The sequence below is a fragment of the Nevskiales bacterium genome, from assembly GCA_035574475.1.
Taxonomy (GTDB): domain Bacteria; phylum Pseudomonadota; class Gammaproteobacteria; order Nevskiales; family DATLYR01; genus DATLYR01.
This window is the reverse complement of sequence record DATLYR010000017.1, coordinates 1-21,446: the sequence shown is the minus strand read 5'-3', so window position 1 is coordinate 21,446 and position 21,446 is coordinate 1. Positions and strand designations below refer to the sequence as shown.

Annotated in this window: 20 protein-coding genes and 1 tRNA gene; 14 read left to right on the top strand and 7 right to left on the bottom strand. The window is 68.1% G+C overall.

The features are described 5' to 3' along the window. Positions 1 to 35: 35 nt before the first annotated feature. Both VNJ47_00905 and VNJ47_00900 read left to right on the top strand, forming a co-directional pair. The gene (locus VNJ47_00905) at positions 36 to 1,985 is read left to right on the top strand and encodes a transglycosylase SLT domain-containing protein (GenBank protein ID HXG27393.1); all 1,950 of its coding nucleotides are present in this window, start codon (positions 36 to 38) and stop codon (positions 1,983 to 1,985) included. A gap of 19 nt (positions 1,986 to 2,004) precedes the next feature. After that, the gene (locus VNJ47_00900) at positions 2,005 to 3,246 is read left to right on the top strand and encodes a multifunctional CCA addition/repair protein (protein HXG27392.1); all 1,242 of its coding nucleotides are present in this window, start codon (positions 2,005 to 2,007) and stop codon (positions 3,244 to 3,246) included. Between the two features lie 7 nt (positions 3,247 to 3,253). Here the strand turns inward: VNJ47_00900 and VNJ47_00895 are convergent, their stop codons facing one another. Then, positions 3,254 to 4,048, bottom strand: a complete 795-nt coding sequence (locus VNJ47_00895; protein ID HXG27391.1) for an undecaprenyl-diphosphate phosphatase — start codon at positions 4,046 to 4,048, stop codon at positions 3,254 to 3,256. Between the two features lie 59 nt (positions 4,049 to 4,107). On the opposite strand from VNJ47_00895, the gene VNJ47_00890 reads away from it, so the two are divergent. After that, the gene (locus VNJ47_00890; protein HXG27390.1) at positions 4,108 to 4,860 is read left to right on the top strand and encodes a pteridine reductase; all 753 of its coding nucleotides are present in this window, start codon (positions 4,108 to 4,110) and stop codon (positions 4,858 to 4,860) included. Here the strand turns inward: VNJ47_00890 and folK are convergent. The 3 genes from folK to tsaD are packed head-to-tail and all read right to left on the bottom strand — an operon-like array spanning position 4,857 to position 6,782. Continuing rightward, entirely contained in the window at positions 4,857 to 5,357 is a 501-nt protein-coding gene (gene folK / locus VNJ47_00885; GenBank protein HXG27389.1) for a 2-amino-4-hydroxy-6-hydroxymethyldihydropteridine diphosphokinase, read from the bottom strand. The genes VNJ47_00890 and folK overlap by 4 nt on opposite strands. A gap of 10 nt (positions 5,358 to 5,367) precedes the next feature. Then, the gene (locus VNJ47_00880) at positions 5,368 to 5,730 is read right to left on the bottom strand and encodes a dihydroneopterin aldolase (protein ID HXG27388.1); all 363 of its coding nucleotides are present in this window, start codon (positions 5,728 to 5,730) and stop codon (positions 5,368 to 5,370) included. Between the two features lie 14 nt (positions 5,731 to 5,744). Continuing rightward, positions 5,745 to 6,782 carry a tRNA (adenosine(37)-N6)-threonylcarbamoyltransferase complex transferase subunit TsaD gene (gene tsaD / locus VNJ47_00875; GenBank protein ID HXG27387.1) on the bottom strand — a complete coding sequence of 346 codons (1,038 nt, stop codon included), beginning with the start codon at positions 6,780 to 6,782 and terminating at the stop codon, positions 5,745 to 5,747. A gap of 169 nt (positions 6,783 to 6,951) precedes the next feature. On the opposite strand from tsaD, the gene rpsU reads away from it, so the two are divergent. The 4 genes from rpsU (at position 6,952) to rpoD (ending at position 11,619) form a co-directional block, all read left to right on the top strand. Beyond that, positions 6,952 to 7,167 (top strand): 30S ribosomal protein S21, encoded by a 216-nt coding sequence (gene rpsU / locus VNJ47_00870; protein ID HXG27386.1) that lies wholly within the window; start codon positions 6,952 to 6,954, stop codon positions 7,165 to 7,167. Positions 7,168 to 7,278: 111 nt separating this feature from the next. Beyond that, complete coding sequence (locus VNJ47_00865) at positions 7,279 to 7,725, top strand: GatB/YqeY domain-containing protein (GenBank protein ID HXG27385.1); 447 nt, start codon at positions 7,279 to 7,281, stop codon at positions 7,723 to 7,725. Positions 7,726 to 7,887: 162 nt separating this feature from the next. Continuing rightward, positions 7,888 to 9,615 carry a DNA primase gene (gene dnaG / locus VNJ47_00860; protein HXG27384.1) on the top strand — a complete coding sequence of 576 codons (1,728 nt, stop codon included), beginning with the start codon at positions 7,888 to 7,890 and terminating at the stop codon, positions 9,613 to 9,615. A gap of 153 nt (positions 9,616 to 9,768) precedes the next feature. Further along, complete coding sequence (gene rpoD / locus VNJ47_00855; protein HXG27383.1) at positions 9,769 to 11,619, top strand: RNA polymerase sigma factor RpoD; 1,851 nt, start codon at positions 9,769 to 9,771, stop codon at positions 11,617 to 11,619. Positions 11,620 to 11,648: 29 nt separating this feature from the next. Here the strand turns inward: rpoD and VNJ47_00850 are convergent, their stop codons facing one another. Next, the gene (locus tag VNJ47_00850; GenBank protein HXG27382.1) at positions 11,649 to 13,046 is read right to left on the bottom strand and encodes a nucleotide sugar dehydrogenase; all 1,398 of its coding nucleotides are present in this window, start codon (positions 13,044 to 13,046) and stop codon (positions 11,649 to 11,651) included. Between the two features lie 160 nt (positions 13,047 to 13,206). Between VNJ47_00850 and VNJ47_00845 the strand changes: the two genes are divergently transcribed. From VNJ47_00845 to VNJ47_00825, 5 genes are all read left to right on the top strand, one after another. Continuing rightward, positions 13,207 to 14,214, top strand: coding sequence for an NAD-dependent epimerase/dehydratase family protein (locus tag VNJ47_00845; GenBank protein ID HXG27381.1), 1,008 nt, complete (start codon positions 13,207 to 13,209; stop codon positions 14,212 to 14,214). 1 nt (position 14,215) lies between these two features. Further along, positions 14,216 to 15,049 (top strand): YaiO family outer membrane beta-barrel protein, encoded by an 834-nt coding sequence (locus VNJ47_00840; protein HXG27380.1) that lies wholly within the window; start codon positions 14,216 to 14,218, stop codon positions 15,047 to 15,049. Positions 15,050 to 15,051: 2 nt separating this feature from the next. Next, complete coding sequence (locus VNJ47_00835) at positions 15,052 to 16,131, top strand: HEAT repeat domain-containing protein (GenBank protein HXG27379.1); 1,080 nt, start codon at positions 15,052 to 15,054, stop codon at positions 16,129 to 16,131. After that, positions 16,128 to 17,534 carry a glycosyltransferase gene (locus tag VNJ47_00830; GenBank protein HXG27378.1) on the top strand — a complete coding sequence of 469 codons (1,407 nt, stop codon included), beginning with the start codon at positions 16,128 to 16,130 and terminating at the stop codon, positions 17,532 to 17,534. Before VNJ47_00835 ends, VNJ47_00830 begins: the two co-directional genes overlap by 4 nt. Positions 17,535 to 17,631: 97 nt before the next feature. Next, a tRNA-Ile gene (locus VNJ47_00825) sits at positions 17,632 to 17,708 on the top strand. Between the two features lie 85 nt (positions 17,709 to 17,793). On the opposite strand, the gene VNJ47_00820 is transcribed toward VNJ47_00825, so the two are convergent. Continuing rightward, positions 17,794 to 18,561, bottom strand: coding sequence for a 3-hydroxyacyl-CoA dehydrogenase (locus tag VNJ47_00820; protein HXG27377.1), 768 nt, complete (start codon positions 18,559 to 18,561; stop codon positions 17,794 to 17,796). A gap of 134 nt (positions 18,562 to 18,695) precedes the next feature. Here VNJ47_00820 and VNJ47_00815 point away from each other — a divergent pair, with 134 nt between their 5' ends. After that, a complete protein-coding gene (locus VNJ47_00815) occupies positions 18,696 to 19,928 on the top strand; it encodes an acyl-CoA dehydrogenase family protein (GenBank protein ID HXG27376.1) in 1,233 nt (410 codons plus the stop codon). An 8-nt stretch (positions 19,929 to 19,936) separates the two neighbouring features. Then, positions 19,937 to 20,683 carry an SDR family oxidoreductase gene (locus tag VNJ47_00810; protein HXG27375.1) on the top strand — a complete coding sequence of 249 codons (747 nt, stop codon included), beginning with the start codon at positions 19,937 to 19,939 and terminating at the stop codon, positions 20,681 to 20,683. 4 nt (positions 20,684 to 20,687) lie between these two features. On the opposite strand, the gene VNJ47_00805 is transcribed toward VNJ47_00810, so the two are convergent. Then, positions 20,688 to 21,287 (bottom strand): murein L,D-transpeptidase catalytic domain family protein, encoded by a 600-nt coding sequence (locus VNJ47_00805; protein HXG27374.1) that lies wholly within the window; start codon positions 21,285 to 21,287, stop codon positions 20,688 to 20,690. Positions 21,288 to 21,446 lie beyond the last annotated feature (159 nt).

Genomic DNA, 21,446 nt, shown 5'->3' with positions numbered 1-21,446 from the left:
GCCGCGGTCATGGCGACTTTCCCGGACCCCATCGCATGCGCCGTTTTCTTCTCGTAACGATTCTCGGTTTCACGGGGCTGCTCGCCTCTGGCCAGGCGCTGGCAACGCCAGATGACAGCACGCTACACGCCCAGCGCGAGCGCTTCCGCAACCTTTATGTGCAGGCCCAGGGCGGCGGCTGGCCCGGCATCCGGCAGTCCGCCCGCGCGCTCGAAGGCTACCCCCTCTACCCCTACCTCGAAGCCGCCGACCTGGAATACCGGCTCCGGCGCGGCAATGTGCAGGATGCGCGCCTGGCGGCGCTGTTCACGCAGTATCCCGACCTGGGCGCCGCCGCCAACCTGCGCAACCGCTGGCTCAAGGATCTGGCACGACGCGGCGAGTGGCGGCAGGTGGCCGAGTTCTACCAGCCCAGCGACGATTCCGAGCTGCGCTGCCTGCACGCGCGCGCGAATGTCCGCCTGGGCCGCGGCGATGCGGCGCTGGCGGAGGCCAAGCAGCTGTGGCTGTCGCCCGAGAGCCTGCCGGCCGCTTGCGATCCCCTGTTCGAATGGTTGCAGGATCGCGGCCAGCTCGACGCCGACCTGGTACAGACACGTATCCGGCTGGCCATGGCCGCGGGCGAGGCGCGTCTGGTGCGGGCGCTGGCCAAACGCCTGTCCGGCCGCGCGAAGCGCAACGCGGAATTATGGCTCGAGATCCGCAAGGATCCCTTCGACGAACTGGAAGAACTCATTGACGACCCCGAGCCCGGCATCAGCGCCGAGGTGATTGTGTTGGGACTGCGACTCGCCGCCCGCAATGACCCGCTGCGCGCAACGCAGCTGTACGAGGGGCTCGCACGTCACTACCTCAGGACCCAGGACGAGCGCGACCAGGCGCTCGGTTATCTGGGCCTGGAGCTGGCGCTGGACCGCCAACCCGAGGCGCTGGACTGGTACAGCCGGCTGGCACGGAATCCCGCGGATACGGACGCACGCGAATGGCGCCTGCGCACCGCGATCTACCACAGCGCCTGGGACAAGGCGCGCGCCTGGATCGAACAGCTTCCCGACGAAGAGCGCGGCGAGCAGCGCTGGCGCTACTGGCTGGCACGCAGCCACGAGGGCCTGCCGGGCGAAGCCCATGCACAGCAGGCGCGCGCACTGTATGCCGCGCTGGCGGTGGAGCGCGGCTACTACCCCTATCTCGCCGCCGATCGCATCGGCCGGTCCTATGCGCTGCGGCACCAGCCGGTGCCGGCGGATCCGGCTCTGCGCAGCCGGCTGGCGCTGCAACCCGCCGCGCTGCGCGCGCGCGAGTTCCATGCGCTCGGCTTTTTACCGCAGGCCCGGAACGAATGGCGCGGCTTCACCGCGGGCCAGAGTCCGCTGGAGCTGCGCCAGTCGGCCATCATCGCCCAGAGCTGGGGTTGGCACCCGCAGGCGATCATGACCCTGGCCAGGTCCGAATACTGGGACGACCTGCACCTGCGCTACCCGCTACTGTACAAGGACGAGGCGCTCGGTGCCGCGCGCAAGGCGGCCGTGGACAGCGGCTGGGTGTACGGCATCATGCGCGCCGAAAGCCTGTTCATCCCGGATGCGCGCTCGCATGCCAACGCGATCGGCCTGATGCAGCTGCTGCCGTCCACCGCGCGGCAGGTGGCGCGCGATATCGGCCTGACCTACCACGGCGAACGCACGCTGCTCGAGCCGGCTGCCAACCTGCGCCTGGGCGCCGAATACCTGCGCCAGATGCGCGACCGCTTCAGCGGCAACATGGCCATGGCCACCGCCGCCTACAACGCCGGCCCGCACCGCGTACAGGGCTGGCGCCCGCACGCGCGCCTGCCGGCCGACGTCTGGGTCGAGAACATCCCGTTCGACGAAACGCGCACCTACGTGCAGCGCGTGATGGAGCACGCGGTGGCCTTCGACTGGCGCCTGGGCCGCGAGATCACGCCGCTGTCCAGGCGCATGCCGCCGGTGCCGCCCGCGCCCTGAACAGGGCATCATGGCGTCCATGACGGACCTGCGGATCTATCGGGTCGGCGGCGCGGTGCGCGACCGGCTGCTCGGGCTGCCGGCGGGCGAGCGCGACTGGGTCGTGGTCGGCGCCACGCCGGAGGCGATGCAGGCGCGCGGCTTCCTGCCGGTCGGGCGCGACTTTCCCGTGTTCCTGCACCCCGAGACGAAGGAGGAGTATGCGCTGGCGCGCACCGAACGCAAGACCGCGCCGGGCTACCACGGCTTTGTGTTCCACGCCGATCCATCCGTGACGCTGGAGGAGGACCTGCGTCGGCGCGACCTGACCGTCAACGCCATCGCGGAGGACGAAACCGGCGCGCTGATCGACCCCTACGGCGGGCAACGCGATCTGGCCGCGCGCGTGCTGCGCCACGTATCGCCGGCCTTCGCCGAAGACCCCGTGCGCATCCTGCGCGTGGCGCGCTTTTACAGCCGTTTTCGGCCGCTGGGCTTCCGTGTGGCCGAAGAAACCCTGACGCTGATGCGACAGATGACCACAGCGGGCGAGGTGGATGCACTGCAGCCCGAGCGGGTCTGGCAGGAAGCCCGCCGCGCGCTGATGCAGGACGACCCGGCGGCGTTCTTCGAACTGCTGCGCGAATGCGGCGCGCTGGCCAGACTGTTCCCCGAGCTCGACGCGCTGTTCGGCGTGCCGCAGACGCCGAAGCACCATCCCGAGATCGATGCCGGCCTGCACGTGCTCATGGCGCTGTCCCAGGCGGCGCGGCGCGCGGCGCCGCTCGAGGTGCGCTTCGCCGTGCTGTGCCACGACTTCGGCAAGGCGCTCAGCCCGCGCGAGATCCTGCCGCACCACTACGGCCACGAGGTGCGCGGCCTCGAATGCGTCGAACAGCTGTGCGCGCGGCTGCGCGTGCCGAATGACTGCCGCGAGCTGGCCCTGCGCGTCACCCGCCACCACCTGCTGGTGCATCAGGCCGGGCAGCTGCGGCCGAGTACCGTCATGGAGCTGCTGGAGCGCAACGACGCCTTCCGCCAGCCGGCACGCTTCGAGCAGTTCCTGCAGGCCTGCGAGTGCGACGCGCGCGGGCGCCTGGGCCTGGAGAACCGCGCCTATCCGCAGGCCGACTTCCTGCGCGAAGCGTTGCGCGTAGCGAGCGCAGTGACGGCGAAGGACGTCGTGGCGCAGGGCCTGCAGGGCGAGGCCGTCGGACGCGAGCTGCGCGAGCGGCGCATCCGCGCGATCACGGACTGGATCAAAACCGCGCCGCCAGGCTAGCCCGCCATCATTCCCCGTTCGGAATGACCCAGGTGAGCAGGAACAGTCCCACCGCCAGGCGATACCAGGCGAAGGGCACGAAGCTGTGCGTCTGGATGAAGCGCAGCAGCCACTTGACCACCACGAAGGCCACGATCGCCGACACCGCGAAACCGAGCGCCAGATCCGCCCAGGGTTCGTGGTCCACCTGCTGGCCGCTCATCTCGAGGTACTGGAATACGCCGGCCGCAAACATGGTCGGGATGCCGACCAGGAAGGCGAACTGGGTGGCCGCGGGCCGCGCGCTCAGGCCCAGCAGCATGGCCACGAAAATGGTCGAGAGCGAGCGCGACAGCCCGGGGAAGATGCCGGCCGCCATCTGCGCCAGACCCACACCAATCGCCACCGTCCAGGTGACGGTCTCGCTCGACGGCCGGTGGCGCACCCACCATTCGACCAGAAAGATGAACAGCGCGCCGATCACCAGCGCCCAGGCCACCGGCGCCACCTCCTCCGGCAGCTCGAAGCCGAGCAGGCCGGCGATGGTGCCGCACAGCACGGTCACACCGAAGGACACGCCGAGCTTGGCCAGGTAGTCGCGATTGTCCGGCTGCATGGGATTGCGAAACAGTTCCAGCAGGCGCCGCCAGTAGATCAGCACCACCGCCAGCATGGCACCGGACTGGATCGCCACGTTGAACATGTCCGAGCGCGGGCCCAGCCAGTGCTGGGCGATGAGCAGATGGCCGGTGCTGGAGATCGGCAGGAATTCGGTGATCCCCTCGATGACGCCGAGCAGGATGACTTCGAGCGTGTTGTTCACTGTGTAAACTGGGCCGGTGGCAAGCTTCGGCGTGCATCGCCGGGAACGGGAAACACTACATGAAAACCGCCGCCGCTGTCGCGCTGGTCACCGGCGCCGGACGTCGTATCGGCGCCGAGATCGCCCGGTGTCTGCATGCGGCCGGCTACAACCTTGCGCTGCACTGCCGCCACTCGCGCAGCGAAACGGAAAACCTGGCGGCCGAGTTCAACCGCGCCCGCCACGACTCCGCGCATGTGTTCAGCGCCGACCTGCTCGACACCCCCGCGCTGCCGCAGCTGGTCGAGCAGGCGCGCAGCGCCTGGGGCCGGCTCGACGCCCTGGTCAACAACGCCTCCAGTTACTACCGCACGCCGCTCGGCACGATCGACGAGGCAGCCTGGGAGGAGCTGGTCGGCAGCAATCTCAAGGCGCCGCTGTTCCTGAGCCAGGCGGCGGCGCCCTACCTGGCCGAGCGCGCGGGCAGCATCGTGAATCTCATCGACATCCACGCCGGCCGGCCGCTGCCCGGCTATGCGGTGTACGGCGCGGCCAAGGCCGGGCTGGCCATGCTCACGCGTCAGCTGGCGCGCGAACTGGCGCCGCGCGTGCGCGTCAACGGCGTCGCGCCCGGCACCATCCTGTGGCCCGAGCAGGGCGAGCTGCAGGACGAGGCCGAACGCGCCGCGCTGATCCGCGCCACGCCGCTGGGGCGCATCGGCACGCCGACGGAGGTCGCCGCGGCGGTGCGCTTCCTGCTCAGCGCCGATGCGGCCTTCATCACCGGCCAGGTGCTGGCCGTGGATGGCGGCCGCGGCATCGGCTGGACCTAGTCGTCCATCAACCCCGGCAGCTGCACACGCTGCAACTCCCGGCCCGCGCCGTCGAACGCCGCCCACAAATCCGCATAGCTTCGCCCGAGCACAGGGTGACGCCCTGCAGGTGCCAGATCGGCCAGCGGCTTCAGCACGAAGCCGTAGGTCAGGATGTCGGCGCGCGGCAGGCGCAGATCCGGCGCCTCGAGGACGAGGTCGCCGTACAGCAGCAGGTCCAGGTCCAGCGGCCGCGGCGCGAACTTGGCCGCCGCCGGATCGCGCCCGCAGGCCTGCTCGATGGCGCGCAGTGCGGCCAGCAGCTGGCGCGCCGGCAGGTCGCAGTCGAAAGCCGCGACCAGGTTGTAAAACGGACTGCCGGAAAAGCCGACCGCGGCGCTCTCATAGACCGGCGACAGTCGCAGCGAGCCGAAGCGCCGGCGCAGCGCGGCCACTGCCTCGCGGATGCGGCGCTCGCGCTCGCGGTTGCTGCCGATGCCGACGAAGACCGCGGTCACCGGCGGCGCGTCAGCGGTAGTCGGCGCGGCTGCGGGTGATGCGCAGGGCGACGTCGGTGGCGGCGCGCACCGCGCCCGGCTTGTGCACGGTCAGCGTCAGCCGTTCGGCGCCGAACTCGGTGATGACCAGGCGTGCGCAGGCCTCGGCCAGCGCCTCGATCAGCCGGAATTCGGCCGCCCCCACGAAGGCCGCCAGGCGCTGCGCGAGCGCGTCGTAATCCAGCGTGTCGGCCAGCGCGTCGCTGGTGGCCGCGCGCTTCGCATCCAAGCCGATCTCCAGGTCCAGGCTGACCGTCTGGCGGATGCGCCGCTCCCAGGCATGGGTGCCGATCACGGTCTCGAGCTGGAGTTCGCGCAGGCAGATGAGGTCCATCGCGGTGCCTCGTGTCAGGCGGCGACCGGCCGCAGCTCTTCCAGCGACCAGCGCGCGCGCGCTTCGATCGCGCAGGGCGGCCGGCGCCCTTCGGCCAGGCGCAGGGCACCGAGCTGCGCGATCATCGCGCCATTGTCGGTGCAGTACTGCGGGCGCGGGTAATACACCTGCGCGCCGGCGGCGGCTGCCATCTCGCGCAGACGCGCACGCAAGCGCTGGTTCGCACCGACGCCGCCCGCCACCACCAGCCGCGCATCGCCGGTCTGCGCCAGCGCGCGGCGGCATTTCTCGGCCAGGGTTTCCACCACCGCCTCCTCGAAGGCGCGTGCGACATCGGCACGGGTCTGCGCATCGCCGGCGGCGGTCTGCAGCAGGTGCAGCACCGCCGTCTTCAGGCCGCTGAAGCTGAAGTCCAGTCCCGGCCGGTCCAGCATCGGCCGCGGCAGCGCGAAGCGGCCCGGCATGCCCTGCTCGGCCAGCTTGGCCAGCTGCGGGCCGCCGGGATAGCCCAGTCCCAGCAGTTTGGCGGTCTTGTCGAAGGCCTCGCCCACGGCGTCGTCCAGGGTCTCGCCGAGAATGCGATAGCGCCCCAGGCCCTTCACCTCGACCAGCAGGGTGTGGCCGCCGGAGACCAGCAGGGCGACAAAGGGGAATTCGGGCGGGTCGTTCTCGAGCAGCGGCGCCAGCAGATGGCCCTCCATGTGATGCACCGGCACCACCGGTACGTTCCAGGCGGAGGCCAGCCCGCAGGCCACCGCACCCCCCACCAACAGTGCGCCGATCAGGCCCGGGCCGGCCGTATAGGCCACGCCGGCGATCTGCTCCGGCGGGATGCCCGACTCGGTCAGCACCTGCGCGATCAGGGGCGTCAGCTTGCGCGCGTGGTCGCGCGAGGCCAGCTCCGGCACCACCCCGCCGTATTCGGCGTGCAGTTCGACCTGGCTGTACAGGGCCTGGGCCAGCAGGCCGCGACCCGGTGCATACAGGGCCACCCCGGTTTCGTCGCAGGAGGTTTCGATGCCCAAGACCGGGCCGGACAGTGCTGCGTTCATGCCTGCGCCATTCTACATCCTGCTTGTTGGGGCTACGGCTGCGGCCCCTCGTCTGCCCGGGCGGGCCCGCACGACATGTGGGGCAGTTGCGTTTAGCGCATGAAAAACCTTAGAATTTGCGCCCTTTTCCCGGCGCGCGCCCGTGCGCCCCAGACCGAGTAGTGACGGAATGCCCAGCGTACGCGTGAAAGACAACGAGCCGTTCGAGATCGCCCTGCGCCGCTTCAAGCGCACCTGCGAGAAGGCCGGCGTGCTGACCGAGACCCGCAAGCGCGAGTTCTTCGAGAAGCCGAGCCAGGAGCGCAAGCGCAAGCGCGCCGCCGCGATCAAGCGCACGCTCAAGCGCACCTCGCGCGACGTCACCCGCCAGCCGCGCCAATTTTAAATCAGCGTTCCCTGTCCTCCCTCCCCTTGCGGGAGGGACCGAGGGAGGGGTAAGCCCGACACCCCCACCCTCCCCTCCCCATCCAGGAGGAGGGATCAAGAAAGACACGCCATGTCCCTGAAAGACCAGATCCAGAACGACATGAAGGCCGCCATGCGCGGCGGCGACAAGGCGCGCCTGGGCGTCATCCGCCTGATCGCCTCGGCCATCAAGCAGCGCGAGGTGGACGAGCGCATCACGCTCGACGACACGGCGGTCATGGCCATCCTCGAGAAGATGATCAAGCAGCGCCGCGACTCGATCGCCCAGTTCCAGGCCGGCGGGCGGCCCGAGCTGGCCGCGGCCGAGCAGGCCGAGATCGCCATCCTGCAGGCCTATCTGCCGGCCGCGTTGTCCGAGGCCGAACTCGACGCCATCATCCAGACCGCCATCGCCGAATCCGGCGCCGCCGGCATCAAGGACATGGGCAAGGTCATGGGGCTGGTCAAGCCCAAGGTCCAGGGCCGCGCCGACATGGGCGCGGTGAGCGCGAAGATCAAAGCCAAACTTTCAGGCTAACGGCCGATGTGCCGGCTTGGCGCAGCGAAATCAAGCGCAGCCGACCCGGAGCCCGAAGGGTGCCGCGCAGGGGAAACGAAGACATGGCGGAGTTTCCCCAAGCGGCAGGTCGGCGAGCCATTCGCGGAGGCAAGCCGGCGCGGTGGCCGTTAGACTTCGACCATGCCCCGCATCCCCCAGACCTTCCTCGACGACCTGCTCGGCCGCACCGACATCGTCGCGCTGATCGGCAGCCGCATCCAGCTGAAAAAGGCCGGCCGCGACTGGCAGGCCTGCTGCCCGTTCCATAACGAGAAGACGCCGTCGTTCACCGTCAGCCCGACCAAGCAGTTCTACCACTGCTTCGGCTGCGGCGCGCACGGCAACGCGCTGCGCTTCCTCATGGAATACGACCGGCTCGAGTTCCTCGACGCGGTCGAGGCGCTGGCGCACCTGGCCGGGGTCGAGGTGCCGCGCGAGGCGACCAGCCCGAAGACCACCGACAACAAGCCGCTGTACGCGCTGATGGAACAGGCGGCGAAGTCCTACCGCGAGCAGTTGCGCACCACCCAGAAGGCGATCGACTACCTCAAGCGCCGCGGCGTCTCCGGCGAGGTCGCCAGAACCTTCGGTATCGGCTACGCCCCGCCCGGCTGGCGCTACCTGCTCGACCAGGTCAAGGACGAGAAGCTGCTGGTCACCGCCGGCCTGGCGATCCACAAGGACGACGGCGGTGTGTATGACCGCTTCCGCGACCGCATCATGTTCCCGATCCGCGACACGCGTGGCCGCGTGATCGCCTTCGGCGGGCGCACACTGGGCGACGAAACGCCCAAGTACCTCAACTCGCCCGAGACGCCGATCTTCCACAAGGGCCGCACGCTCTACGGCCTGTACGAGGCACGCCAGGCGCTACGCGAGCTGCCGCGCCTGCTGGTGGTCGAAGGCTACATGGACGTGGTGGCGCTGGCGCAGAACGGCATCGCCTACGCCGTGGCCACGCTCGGCACCGCCACCACCGAGGAGCACCTGGAGCAGCTGTTCCGCTCGACCGCCGAGCTAGTGTTCTGTTTCGACGGCGACCGTGCCGGGCGCGAAGCCGGCTGGCGCGCGCTCGAACGGGCGCTGGCGGTCATGCGCGACGGGCGCGAGATCAAGTTCCTGTTCCTGCCGGAGGGCGAAGACCCGGACACGCTGGTGCGCCGGGAAGGGCGCGCCGCCTTCGAACAGCGCCTGCAGCAGGCACTGCCACTGTCACGCTACCTGCTCGACCAGCTGGCGACGAAAACGGACCTGGCCAGCGTCGACGGGCGCGCGCGGCTGGTGGAACTGGCACGACCGCATGTGCTCAAACTGCCGCCGGGGGCCTTCCGCAAGCTGCTCGCGGGCCAGGTGGCGAAACTGGCGCGCATGCCGGCCGAGGATGTGGAAGCGTTGTATTTCGGCACGGAGAAGCGCGCGGCGCCGCCGCGCCCCCCGCCCAAGGCGGTGCGCAGCGGCCATTCGCTGGCGCGGCGCGCCCTGCAGCTCCTGCTGGAACACCCCCGGCTGGCCGCCGAGGTGGGCGAGCTCGAGCGCCTGCGGGGGCTGGAGGCCGAAGGGGCGCAGATGCTGGCCGAGGTCATTGAATTCCTGCAGCACCACCCACAGCTACACGCCGGCGCCCTGCTCGAGCACTGGCAGGACCGGCCCGGCCTGGACACCCTGATAGCGGCCGCCGGGAGCGCGCTGGCCTTGCCGGAGGACGGTGCGCGGGCGGAATTCCGGGCCGCCATCGCCCGCCTGCTGGCCGCCGCCGACGAGCAGCGCGTGAAGGCCCTGCTGGCCCAGGAAGCGGCCGGCGGTCTGGGCCCGGCCGAAACCCGGGAACTGGCCGACCTGCTGCGGCGCCGCGGCAAACCCCCGAAATAACTGGATTTTTTCCGGTTGATGCGCTAGAAGCGTGGGTAGTCATTCTGATATAATGATCGGTTCTCACGCGGCCTTGTCGGAAAATCGGCCAATAACAGGCGGTTGCGCCCGGCGCCCGGGATTCCCTTCCTCTTTCTGGATGTCCAACCGAGCATGAGCAACGAAAAGCAGTCCCAGCTGAAGCTGTTGATCGCCAGCGGCAAGGAAAAGGGCTATCTGACCTATGCCGAGGTCAATGACCACCTGCCCGATGACATCGTCGATCCCGAGCAGATCGAAGACATCATCAACATGATCAACGACATGGGCATCGCGGTGCACGAAGAAGCGCCGGATGCCGAGGAGCTGCTGCTGGCCGACACCGCCGCGACCGGCGACGACGACGAGGAAACCACCGAGGAAGTCGCCGCCACCCTGGCGGCGATCGACGACCAGTTCGGCCGCACCACCGACCCGGTGCGCATGTACATGCGCGAGATGGGCTCGGTCGAGCTGCTCGACCGGCACGGCGAGATCCGCATCGCCAAGCGCATCGAGGAGGGCCTGACCGAGGTCATGCACGCGCTGGCCTTCTATCCGGACACGGTCGGCTATCTGCTGCGCGAGTACGCCAAGGTCGGCAGCGGCGAAGCCACGGACGAGGATGAGGAGGTTCAGACCATCAGGCTGTCCGACGTGCTGCTCGGCTACATCGAGCCGCATGACGACAGCGTACCGCCGGCCGCGGCCGAGGCCTCCGCGGCGGCCGACGACGACGAGGAAGACAGCGAAGAAGGCGTGGTGGTGGACACCGGGCCTGACCCTGAAGAGGCGGCCGAGCGTTTCGCCGAGCTGGAGAAGCTGCACAAGGCAGCGATGCGCGCGCTGGCCAAGTACGGCGCCCGCGACAAGAAGACCGAAGCCAAGTGGCGCGCACTGGCCGACTGCTTCGTCACCTTCAAGCTGGCGCCGCGCCTGGTGGATGAGCTGATCCAGAACCTGCGCAGCACGGTCGAGCGCATCCGCGAGCAGGAGCGCGCCATCATGACCATCTGCGTGCAACAGGCCGGCATGCCGCACAAGGACTTCGTGCGGCAGTTCCCCGCGCACGTCACCAACACGCGCTTCTGGGACCGCTTCATCCGCGCCAAGCGCAACTACTCGGCCAAGATCGCCGAGCACAAGGCCGAGCTGGTGGCCCTGCAGGGCCGTCTCAAGGACATCGAGAAGGAAACCGGCCTGACCATCGACGACATCAAGGAAATCAACCGCCGCATGTCGATCGGCGAGGCCAAGGCGCGGCGCGCCAAGAAGGAGATGGTCGAGGCCAACCTGCGTCTGGTGATCTCGATCGCGAAAAAATACACCAATCGCGGCCTGCAGTTCCTGGACCTGATCCAGGAGGGCAACATCGGTCTGATGAAGGCGGTGGACAAGTTCGAATACCGCCGCGGTTACAAGTTCTCGACCTACGCCACCTGGTGGATCCGCCAGGCGATCACGCGCTCGATCGCCGATCAGGCCCGCACCATCCGCATCCCGGTGCACATGATCGAGACCATCAACAAGCTCAACCGCATCAGCCGCCAGATGCTGCAGGAGATGGGCCGCGAGCCGACGCCGGAAGAGCTGGCGGTGAAGATGGAGATGCCCGAGGACAAGGTCCGCAAGGTGCTGAAGATCGCCAAGGAGCCGATCTCCATGGAGACGCCCATCGGCGACGACGAAGATTCGCATCTGGGCGACTTCATCGAGGACACCAACGCGGTGTCGCCGATCGACTCGGCCACCGACGAGAGCCTGCGTGAGGCCACGCACAACATTCTCGCCAGCCTGACGCCGCGCGAAGCCAAAGTGCTGCGCATGCGCTTCGGTATCGACATGAACACCGACCATACGCTGGAGGAGGTCGGCAAGCAGTTCGACGTCACCCGCGAGCGCATCCGCCAGATCGAGGCCAAGGCGCTGCGCAAGCTCCGCCATCCGTCGCGGGCGGTCTACCTCAAGAGCTTCCTGGACGAGTAAACCCGCCCCCCCGAACCGCTGCGCAGGCGTCAGGCGGGGACCAGCAGGCCCTTGATCGGCGCGAACGGCGCCATGGCGTTGCAGGCGTCCACCACCAGCGGCGCCTCGCGCGCAATCAGCTGCCAGTCCACCGCACGGTGGCGGACGAGGATGAGCACGGCATCCATCGCGCGCAGCCGTCCGGCGTCGAGCGGTACGGAATCCATGCGGATGTCGTAGGCCCGCTTGCGCGGGAAACGCGGTACGTGCGGATCGTGATACAGCACCTCGGCGCCCGCCTCCTGCAGCTGCGAGATGATCGGTGCGGCCGGCGTCTCGCGCGTGTCGTCGATATCCGCCTTGTAGGCCACGCCCACCACCAGCACACGCGCGCCGCGCACCGGTTTACCCATGCGGTTCAGGCCCTCGTAGGCGCGCGCGACCACCTGCCGCGGCATGGCGCTGTTGATCTCGCCGGCCAGCTCGATGAACCTGGTATGGTGCCCGAACTCCCGCGCGCGCCAGGTGAGGTAGAACGGATCGATCGGGATGCAGTGCCCACCGAGCCCGGGCCCCGGATAGAAGGGCTGAAAACCGAAGGGTTTGGTCGCGGCGGCCTCGACCACCTTCCAGATGTCGATGCCCATGTCGCGCAGTACCGGCTTGAGCTCGTTGACCAGCGCGATGTTCACGGCGCGGTAGATGTTCTCCAGCAGCTTGGCGGTCTCGGCAATCTCCGCGTTCTCGACTGGCACCACCTGGCGCACCGCAGCCGCGTACAGCTCGACCGCCAGCTGCGCGCTGGCCGGATCGACGCCGCCGACCAGCTTTGGGATGGTCTGGGTGTCGTAGTCCTTGCGGCCCGGATCCTCGCGCTCGGGGCTGAAGGCGAGGAAGAACTCCTGCCCGCAGCGCAGCCCCCCCTGCTCCAGCAGCGGCAGGCACAGCCCGCGCGTGGTGCCGGGATAGGTGGTGGACTCGAGCACCACCAGCTGCCCGGCACGCAGCTGCCGCGCCACCATGCGCGTGGAGTTCTCGACGAAACTCATGTCCGGCTCGTGATGGCGACCCAGCGGCGTCGGTACGCACAGCAGGATGGCGTCGGCAGCACCCAGCGCGGTCTCGTCGGCGGTGGCGCGGAAGCGCCCGTCCGCGCACAGCCGGGTGACCAGTTCGGGCCCCAGATGCTTGAGGTAGCTTTCGCCACGACTCAGCAGCTCGATCTTGTGGGGGTCGGTGTCGAAGCCCAGCACGCGGAAGCCGGCAGCATGCATGGCGGCCGCCAGCGGCAGGCCGACATATCCCAGGCCGACCACGGCGACCGTCGCCTGGCGCTGGGCGATGCGCTGGTGCAGCGCGGCGCCGGCGGCGCTCAGGCCGCCGGGGGCGTCCCGGTTACGGGCGGGGGAGGACAGCTCGGGCTTTTTCCTGGAATCGCCTGTAAGCACTGAACCCCCCTCAGGATACCGACCGGCCCGGCGCGGGCTCGATCTGGGTCATTTTATCCATAGGCAGCCACCGCCAGGGAGGCTAGTTTAATCGGCACAAGGATAAAGGAAGAGACCCCATGCGTGTGCACCACCTCATCACTCCTCCGGGAATCCATCCATGCGCGTAGTGATTACCGGCGGCGCCGGTTTCATCGGCTCGCACCTGACCGAGTATCACTTGGCCCGCGGCGACGAGGTGCAGGTGGTAGATGACCTCAGCACCGGCACGCGTGCCAGCGTGCTGCTGTACCAGGGCAGCCCGGGCTATCACTTCAGCGAGGCGGACATTCTGGACTGGCCGGAACTGGAAGCGGCGGTCGCCGGCGCCGACCGCATCTACCACATGGCCGCGGTGGTCGGCATGTTCCGCGTGCTGAACCAGCCGATCGAGGTCACGCGCGTGAATGTGCTCGGTACCGAGCGCGTGCTGCAGGCGATGGTCAAAACCGGCTCGCGCGCGCAGATCGTGATCCCCTCCAGCTCGTCGGTGTATGCGCATGCCGCGCCCGATAACCTGCGCGAGGGCGCGGACGTGGTGCTGTCCACCCGCAATCCGCTGATCAACTACGCCGCCAGCAAGCTCACCAACGAAATCCAGGGCCGCGCCTATGCGCAGGAACACGAGCTGCCGGTGGTCATCGTGCGCCTGTTCAATGCCATCGGACCGCGCCAGTCCGGCATGTATGGCTTCGTCGTGCCCCGCTTCGTACAACAAGCGCTGACAGGCGAGCCCCTTACCGTGTTCGGCGACGGCACCCAGACCCGCTCCTTCTGCGACGTGCGCGACACCGTCGCCATGCTGGACACGCTGGCCGGCACGCCGGCCGCCTACGGTCAGGTGGTCAACGTCGGGAACGACCACGAAGTCCCGATCCGGCAGCTGGCGGAGCTGGTCAAGCACCGCGCCGGCAGCGCTTCCGAACTCCAGTACGTGCCCTTTGCCAAGGCTTACGGCCAGGACTTCGAGCAGATCCCGCAGCGCCGACCGATCCTCGACCGACTGTACCAGCTCACCGGTTACCGGCACCGCTGGACGCTGGAGCAGACGGTGGATGACCTCATCGGTTTCTACCGCAGACAGGCACCCGGCGCGCTGCACAGCCGGCAGGCACCGCGGGTAGCTTGACATGCGCATCGCCAACCGCCTGCTCGCCTGCGGTGCGTGTTTGGCAGCGGTGGCGGGGCCGGCCATCGTCATCGCGGCCGGAGCGTCAAGCGAACCGCAATCGCAGGCGGCACAGCATGATTGGCCGCAGCTTCCAGCCGAGCGCTGGACTTTCATTTCGCTGTTCAGCTACAGCGGGCTGAGCGGCGACCGTGACGGTTGGAACGAGGCCGAGTTCGAACTGTCCTACCGCACCAGCCCCAAGCTGACCCTGGGCGGCCGGATCGACGCTCGCGATCGCTCGCGCGCGACCGACACGCTATATACCGCCCTGTTCTCGTACCGCGTGACCCCGGCATTCGAGTGGCACGGGGCGCTGCGGCTCGCGCCGGACGCGGATTTTTCGGCACGTCAGACCTACACGGCGGGGCTGGAATGGCACTGGACCGAGCCGGTCACCCTGCTGTTCGACGTCGAGCGGCTGAACTTCCCCGAAGGCCCGGTGGACCAGTACAAGCCCGGCGTCACCCACTGGTTCACGGAGCGGACCTTCCTCACCGCGCGCTACACCTACGGCCGTGCCTTCCATGAAGAAAGCTTCGATGCGGTTTCACTGCGCCTGAACATCGGCCTTGCCGATGACCGGCGGCTGGTGCTGGGCATTGCCCACGGTGCCGACCCCGAGAAGGATGCGGCAGTGCCGGGCGTGATCCTCACCACGGCCGACACCTACAGCGCCTACTACCACGTGCCGCTGCGCCCCTCTCTGGAACTGATCGCGGGCGTGGAATATGAAGATCGGCGCGACATCTACAATCGCACGACGGCGACCGTGGGCTTCGTCAAGAGGTTCTGAACATGAAGATGTTCACCCTGATCGCCTACGCCATCATCGTCCTGACGATGGCCGTGATCGTGCTCGCCGCCTTTGCGGTATTCAACCGCCATCTCTCCGACCTGCGCGAGGCGCGCGTGCAGCGGCTGCGCCGGCGCATGCAGCGTTACCTGCAGGACTTCCTCGCCGACCAGATCGAGGCGCGCGCGGTGGTGCCCGAGCTGGGTACGGATACGGACATCGCACTGAGCGTGCTGATCGATACCGCCAGCCGGCTGCCACGGCCGGCACGCATGAAGCTGCGCGTATTCTTCGACCACTTTCAGTTCGTGCAGAGCGAAATCACCGCGCTGCAATCGCGCCGCTGGGCGCTGCGCGTGCGCGCCGCCTCGCGCCTGGGCTACATGAGCCATGACCTGGCCGTGCCCGCCCTCGTCCTGGCGCTGAACGACGAAATGCTGGATGTGCGCCTGGCCGCTGCGCACGCACTGGCCCAGCTGGGCGCGGTACACACGGTGCGTGCGATCCTCGGCGCGCTGGCGCTGCCGGCGGCCTGGCCGCTGCAGCGCGCCGCCGAAATCCTGTACGAGATGGGTGACGAGCTCACCAGCCCATTGCTCGAATTCCTGGATCAAAAGGACCCGCAGAAACCGGATGCCGCGATGGTGGTGGCCGTGCGGGTGCTCGGCATGCTGCGCGCCAGCCGCGCCGTGCCGCGGCTGAGCGGCTTTCTCGGCAGCCCTGACCTGGAACTGCGCCTGAGCAGTGCCAAGGCGCTGGGCCAGATGGGCGACACCCAGGTCGTCCCGGCCCTCGTCGCCGCGCTGGAGGACCCGGCCTGGGAGGTGCGCAGCGCCGCGGCCCAGGCGCTGGGCCGGCTCGGCGGCCGCGGCGCCATTCCGGCGCTGGTCAAGGCGCTGGCCGATCCGGCCTGGTGGGTACGCTTCAACGCCGCGGAGAGCCTGTACCAGGCCGGCGACGAGGGCCGCGCCGGACTCAAGGCCGCCGTCGGCGGTCACAGCGACGGCTTCGCACGCGACATCAGCCGCCAGGTGCTCGAGGAGCATGGCGCCATTCCCGTGCAGAAGGCGCTGCCGACATGAGCATCACCCTGCTGCTGTACCTGATCTTCGGCTACTACCTGTGCCTGCACGGTACTTACCTGTTGCTGATCCTGATCGGCACCACGCAGCTGCGGCGCTATCACCAGGGCATCACCTTCGGCGAGTTTCAGCGTATCGCCGACTCGCCGCTGACGCTGCCCTTTAGCGTCATCATCCCGGCCTACAACGAGGAGAAGGTCATCATCAGCGCGGTGCTCGGGGCGCTCAACCTGCGCTACCCGCAGCACGAGGTCATCGTGGTCAACGACGGGTCCAGCGACCGCACGCTGGCGCTCCTGATCCAGCGCTTCGCGCTGCGCCGCGTACACAAAGTCGGGCAGACCCGCTTCAAGACCCGCACCATCCGCGGGGTCTACGAATCGCCTGACTTCCCCAATCTGGTGGTCATCGACAAGGCCAATGGCCGGCGCGCCGACGCCATCAACGCCGCCGTCAACTACGCGCGCTACCCGATGCTCTGCATCATGGACGCCGACTGCGTGTTCGAGGAGGACGCCCTGCTGCGCGTGGTGCGCCCGTTCCTGCGCAGCCAGCGCGTCATCGCCGCCGGCGGCATCGTGCGCCCCGCCAACGGCCTCGAGGTGGTGGACGGGCGCATCGTCGGCCACGGGCTGCCGCGCGGCTTCCTGCCGCTGGTGCAGACGGTGGAATACCTGCGCAGCTTCCAATGGTCACGACTGGGCCTGGCCACGCTGAATAGCATGCTGTGTATCTCCGGCGCCTTCCTGGTGGTCAAGAAGGACGTCTTCATCGAGATGGGTGGCGTCGATCCGGAGGCGATCACCGACGACATCGACCTGACGGTGCGCCTGCACGAATACATCCATACCCACAAGCGCGGGGAAGGACTCAGGATCGCCTACATCCCCGACCCCGTGTGCTATACCGAGGTGCCCGAGACCGTGCGCGTGCATGCGGCACAGCGCAACCGCTGGCAGCGCGGCACGCTACAGACGCTGCTGCGCCACTGGTACATGACCTTCAACCCGCGCTACGGCATGACCGGCCTGTTCGGCATGCCGTTCTTTTTCATCTTCGAGGCCTTCGCCGCGGTGGTGGAGGGCGCAGGCTACGTGCTGATCCCCTTCGTCTACTTCATGGGCCTCGCCACACTGGCGCACATCGCATTGTTCTTCGTGCTGGCGATCGTGCTGGGCACCTTCCTCTCGGTCACCGCCGTGCTGCTGCAGGAGAGCACGCGGCTGCGCCCGACCCATACCCGCGACCTGCTGCGCCTGCTGCTCGCCGGCCTGGTGGAGAACTTCGGCTATCACCAGATGCACCTCTTGTGGCGCATTGCCGGCACCTTCGACTACCTGGTCCGGCGCCGGCGCGACCTCGGCCTGATGGAGCGCTACGGCTCGTTCCAGAAGTCGGCCTGATCGAGCGCCACGCACCGAATCACGGGCAGAAACGGCGCTCAACCGTCCGTAAAGCGCTCCTCCGGAGCGAGGGCAGCTGCTAGTATTTGGGCACGAGGGGCCTGTAGCTCAACGGGTCAGAGCAGGAGACTCATAATCTCTTGGTTCCAGGTTCGAGTCCTGGCGGGCCCACCACTCGCATTTCGACAAGGCGTTTTTCGATTCTGGGGCCGTGCCGACCAAGGCATCGCCGCGTGGCCGCGGGAGAGGCCGGCATCCTTCATTTTGGCGCCATGCGGATCGCGCCGTCCAGGCGGATGGTCTCGCCGTTGAGCATCGCGTTCTCGAAAATCTGCTGCACCAGCTGCGCGAACTCGTCCGGCCGCCCGAGGCGCGGCGGGAACGGCACCTGCCGGCCCAGCGACTCGCGCGCCTCCTCCGGCAGCTGCTGCATCATCGGCGTGAAGAACAGCCCCGGCGCGATGGTGACCACGCGGATGCCGAAGCGCGCGAACTCGCGCGCCAGCGGCAGGGTCATGCCGACCACGCCGGCCTTGGACGCGCTGTAGGCCGGCTGGCCGATCTGCCCGTCGAAGGCGGCGACCGAGGCGGTGTTGACGATCACGCCGCGCTCGCCCTCCTCGTTCGCGGCCTGCGCCTGCATCGCCGCGGCGGCCAGCCGGATCATGTTGAAGGTGCCGGTCAGGTTGATGCGAATCACCTTCTCGAACTGCGCCAGCGGCTGCGGGCCGTCCTTGCCGACCGCCTTGGCCGGCGTGCCGATGCCGGCGCAGTTCACCAGGCCGTCGAGGCGGCCGAAGCCCCTGATGGCTGCGTCCACGGCCGCCTGCGCATCGCTTTCGCTGGCCACGTCGCAGCGCACGAAGACTGCGACCTTGCCCAGCTCGGCGGCCAGCGCCTGGCCGCGGTCTTCGTTGAGGTCGGCAATAACCACCTTGCCGCCGTGCTGCACCAGGCGCCGCACCGTGGCCTCGCCGAGGCCGGAGGCGCCGCCCGTCACCACCGTCACGCTGTTCTGGATTTTCATGAATGCCTCTCCCCGCTCCTCCCCCGCCAAGCGGGAGACGGATTGATCAGTACTGGATGAATGGCCGGACGGGATGATATCAACAGCGCGGCCTTCTTCCAGTAGGATGGCGGCTTGCTTGCGGAGATCAGCCGATGGACTTCGAGCCCAGCGCCAGATCCAAGGATTACCTCAAGCGCGTGAAGGCCTTCATGCGCGAGCACATCCAGCCGGTCGAGGACGCCTACTGGCGGGCGGTCGCGGAACAGAACCCCGGCGGCGACTGGACGCGCTGGCAAAAGCCCCCGCAGATGGCGGCGCTCAAGGCGAAAGCCAAGGCCGAAGGCCTGTGGAACCTGTTCCTGCCCGACGCCGAGCTCGGCGCCGGCCTGTCCACGCTCGAGTACGCGCCGATTGCCGAGGAGACGGGACGCAGCTTCATGGCGCCGGAGGTGTTCAACTGCAGCGCGCCGGACAGCGGCAACATGGAAGTGCTGTGGAAGTACGGCAGCGAGGAACAGAAAGAACGCTGGCTCAAGCCGCTGCTGGCCGGCGAGATCCGTTCGGTGTTCTGCATGACCGAACCGGACGTGGCCTCGTCCGATGCTACCAACATGCAGGCCACCGCCGTGGTCGAGGGCGATACCGTCGTGCTCAACGGCAGGAAATGGTGGTCCAGCGGCATCGGCGACCCGGCCGCGAAGATCGCCATTTTCATGGCTCGCACGCCGGACGAGAAGAAGGACCGCCACCACCAGCATTCCATGGTGCTGGTGCCGCTGGATACACCGGGCGTGGAGATCAAGCGCATGCTGCCGGTGTTCGGCGAGTACGATGCGCCGCATGGCCATGGCGAGGTGCACTTCAACAGCGTACGCGTGCCGGTATCCAACCTCATCGCCGGGCCGGGCAAGGGCTTCGAGATCGCGCAGGGCCGGCTCGGGCCCGGGCGCATCCACCACTGCATGCGCTGCCTCGGCGCGGCGGAGGCCGCGCTGGAACTGATGATCGAGCGCGGCATGCGGCGCACGGCCTTCGGCAAGCCGCTGCTCAACCTCGGCGGCAACCGCGAGCGGGTGGCGGAAGCCCGGATTGCCATCGACCAGGCGCGGTTGCTGACCCTTTATGCCGCCTGGAAAATGGACAAGGTCGGCGCACTGGGTGCGATGACGGAAATTTCCGCCATCAAGGTGGTGGCGCCGAACGTGCTGCAGAGAGTCGTGGACGACGCCATCCAGATCCACGGTGGCGCCGGCGTGTCGCGTGACACGCCGCTGACCGGTTTCTTCATCCAGGCGCGTTCGCTCAGACTCGCCGACGGGCCCGACGAGGTTCACAAGGGCCTGATCGCGCGCATCGAGCTGGCAAAACGCGGTTACAGCAAATAGGTGCACCCATGCGCAAAACCATACTCATCACGGGCGCGAGCTCCGGACTCGGCGAGGAAATGGCACGGCAGTTCGCCGCGCTGGGCCGCAACCTTGCGCTGTGCGCGCGCCGCACCGAACGGCTGGAGCAGCTGAGGCAGGAACTGGTGTCGAAGTACCCGGGTATCCGGATTTCGGTCAAGGCGCTCGACGTCAACCAGTACGACGACGTATTCCGCGTGTTCCGCGAATTCGAGCAGGAATTCGGCGGGCTGGACCGCGTGATCGTCAACGCCGGCATCGGCAAGGGCCAGCCGATCGGCACCGGCTATTTCTGGGCCAACCGCCAGACCGCCGAGACCAACTTCGTCGCCGCGCTGGCGCAGTGCGAGGCCGCGGTGGAAATCTTCCGTAAGCAGAACCGCGGTCACCTGGTGATGGTGTCCTCGGTCAGCGCCATGCGCGGCTTCCGCGGCAACATCACCACCTATGCCGCGACCAAGGCCGGCGTGGCTTCGCTGGCCGAAGGCATCCGCGCCGACCTGTTGCGCACGCCCATCAGGGTCACCACGCTTTATCCGGGCTACATCCGCAGCGAGATCAACGAGAAAGTGAAGAACACGCCCTTCATGGTGGACACCGAGACCGGCTGCCGCTCCATGGTCCGAGCGATCGAGAAGGAAGTGGCCGAGGCCTTCACGCCGGTCTGGCCCTGGACGTTGATCGGCTTTCTCATGCGCCACCTGCCGCTGGCATGGGTGGCGCGGATGGGCTGACGTCTCAATAGGCGGCGTAGATCAGCGCGCCGCCCTTCAGTTTGTCCACCACCTCGTCGCGATCGCGGTCGGAAAACACCAGGCAGCCATAGCTGCGGCCGGGCTTGCGGTGCTGGGCCAGAAAGCCCGGGTCCATGTACCAGTTGGAATGGATCACGATCGCGCGATGCATCGCGTTGCGGTTGGTCTCCGACAGACCCACCAGCCGCATCGACAGCCCATGCCCCTTGGACTCGCTGACATAGGTGTCCCCGGTCAGAAAGAACCCCAGCGAGCTCTGGTGGCTCTCCGGCTCGTCGCTGAAGCGGCGCGCATAGCCGGTGTGCTCCGGATCGGAGCCGCGGCCATGCGCCACCACATAACTGCGCAGGATCTTGCGCGTGCCCGGATCGATGATGTGGAAGCGCGGCTCCCACGACGGCTGGCGGTAGTTCAGCAAGGCTACATGGCGGGCGTTGCCCAGCCGCTTGCGCACCTCCTGGTACTTCTGCAGCAGGGGCTCGAGAAATTCAGGCGGCACTGCGATGGCGGAAGGCTGCGCGCCTGCGGGCACGCAGACCAGCAGCAGTCCGGCGGCAGCCATCCAGCGTACGAAGCGGGGCATGCGTGCTGTCCTCCCGGCCGGCTTATACTTGGAAGTGTCGTTGCCATATTAGTCCAAGCCGCATGCCAGCCAAAGCCGCCAATCTGTTCGCCGCCGTGACCCAGAGCGGCTCGGTCGCGCGGCTTGGCGACGTCACCCTCTTGCGCATGGACGGCGCCG

Coding starts and splice junctions, on each gene's coding strand:
- VNJ47_00815 (HXG27376.1), top strand. CDS start 18,696: ATGGACTTCGAGCCCAGCGCCAGATCCAAGGATTACCTCAAGCGCGTG.
- VNJ47_00820 (HXG27377.1), bottom strand. CDS start 18,561: ATGAAAATCCAGAACAGCGTGACGGTGGTGACGGGCGGCGCCTCCGGC.
- VNJ47_00845 (HXG27381.1), top strand. CDS start 13,207: ATGCGCGTAGTGATTACCGGCGGCGCCGGTTTCATCGGCTCGCACCTG.
- dnaG (HXG27384.1), top strand. CDS start 7,888: ATGCCCCGCATCCCCCAGACCTTCCTCGACGACCTGCTCGGCCGCACC.
- VNJ47_00905 (HXG27393.1), top strand. CDS start 36: ATGCGCCGTTTTCTTCTCGTAACGATTCTCGGTTTCACGGGGCTGCTC.
- rpoD (HXG27383.1), top strand. CDS start 9,769: ATGAGCAACGAAAAGCAGTCCCAGCTGAAGCTGTTGATCGCCAGCGGC.
- VNJ47_00835 (HXG27379.1), top strand. CDS start 15,052: ATGAAGATGTTCACCCTGATCGCCTACGCCATCATCGTCCTGACGATG.
- VNJ47_00810 (HXG27375.1), top strand. CDS start 19,937: ATGCGCAAAACCATACTCATCACGGGCGCGAGCTCCGGACTCGGCGAG.
- VNJ47_00840 (HXG27380.1), top strand. CDS start 14,216: ATGCGCATCGCCAACCGCCTGCTCGCCTGCGGTGCGTGTTTGGCAGCG.
- VNJ47_00900 (HXG27392.1), top strand. CDS start 2,005: ATGACGGACCTGCGGATCTATCGGGTCGGCGGCGCGGTGCGCGACCGG.
- VNJ47_00890 (HXG27390.1), top strand. CDS start 4,108: ATGAAAACCGCCGCCGCTGTCGCGCTGGTCACCGGCGCCGGACGTCGT.
- VNJ47_00865 (HXG27385.1), top strand. CDS start 7,279: ATGTCCCTGAAAGACCAGATCCAGAACGACATGAAGGCCGCCATGCGC.
- VNJ47_00830 (HXG27378.1), top strand. CDS start 16,128: ATGAGCATCACCCTGCTGCTGTACCTGATCTTCGGCTACTACCTGTGC.
- VNJ47_00880 (HXG27388.1), bottom strand. CDS start 5,730: ATGGACCTCATCTGCCTGCGCGAACTCCAGCTCGAGACCGTGATCGGC.
- rpsU (HXG27386.1), top strand. CDS start 6,952: ATGCCCAGCGTACGCGTGAAAGACAACGAGCCGTTCGAGATCGCCCTG.
- VNJ47_00805 (HXG27374.1), bottom strand. CDS start 21,287: ATGCCCCGCTTCGTACGCTGGATGGCTGCCGCCGGACTGCTGCTGGTC.
- tsaD (HXG27387.1), bottom strand. CDS start 6,782: ATGAACGCAGCACTGTCCGGCCCGGTCTTGGGCATCGAAACCTCCTGC.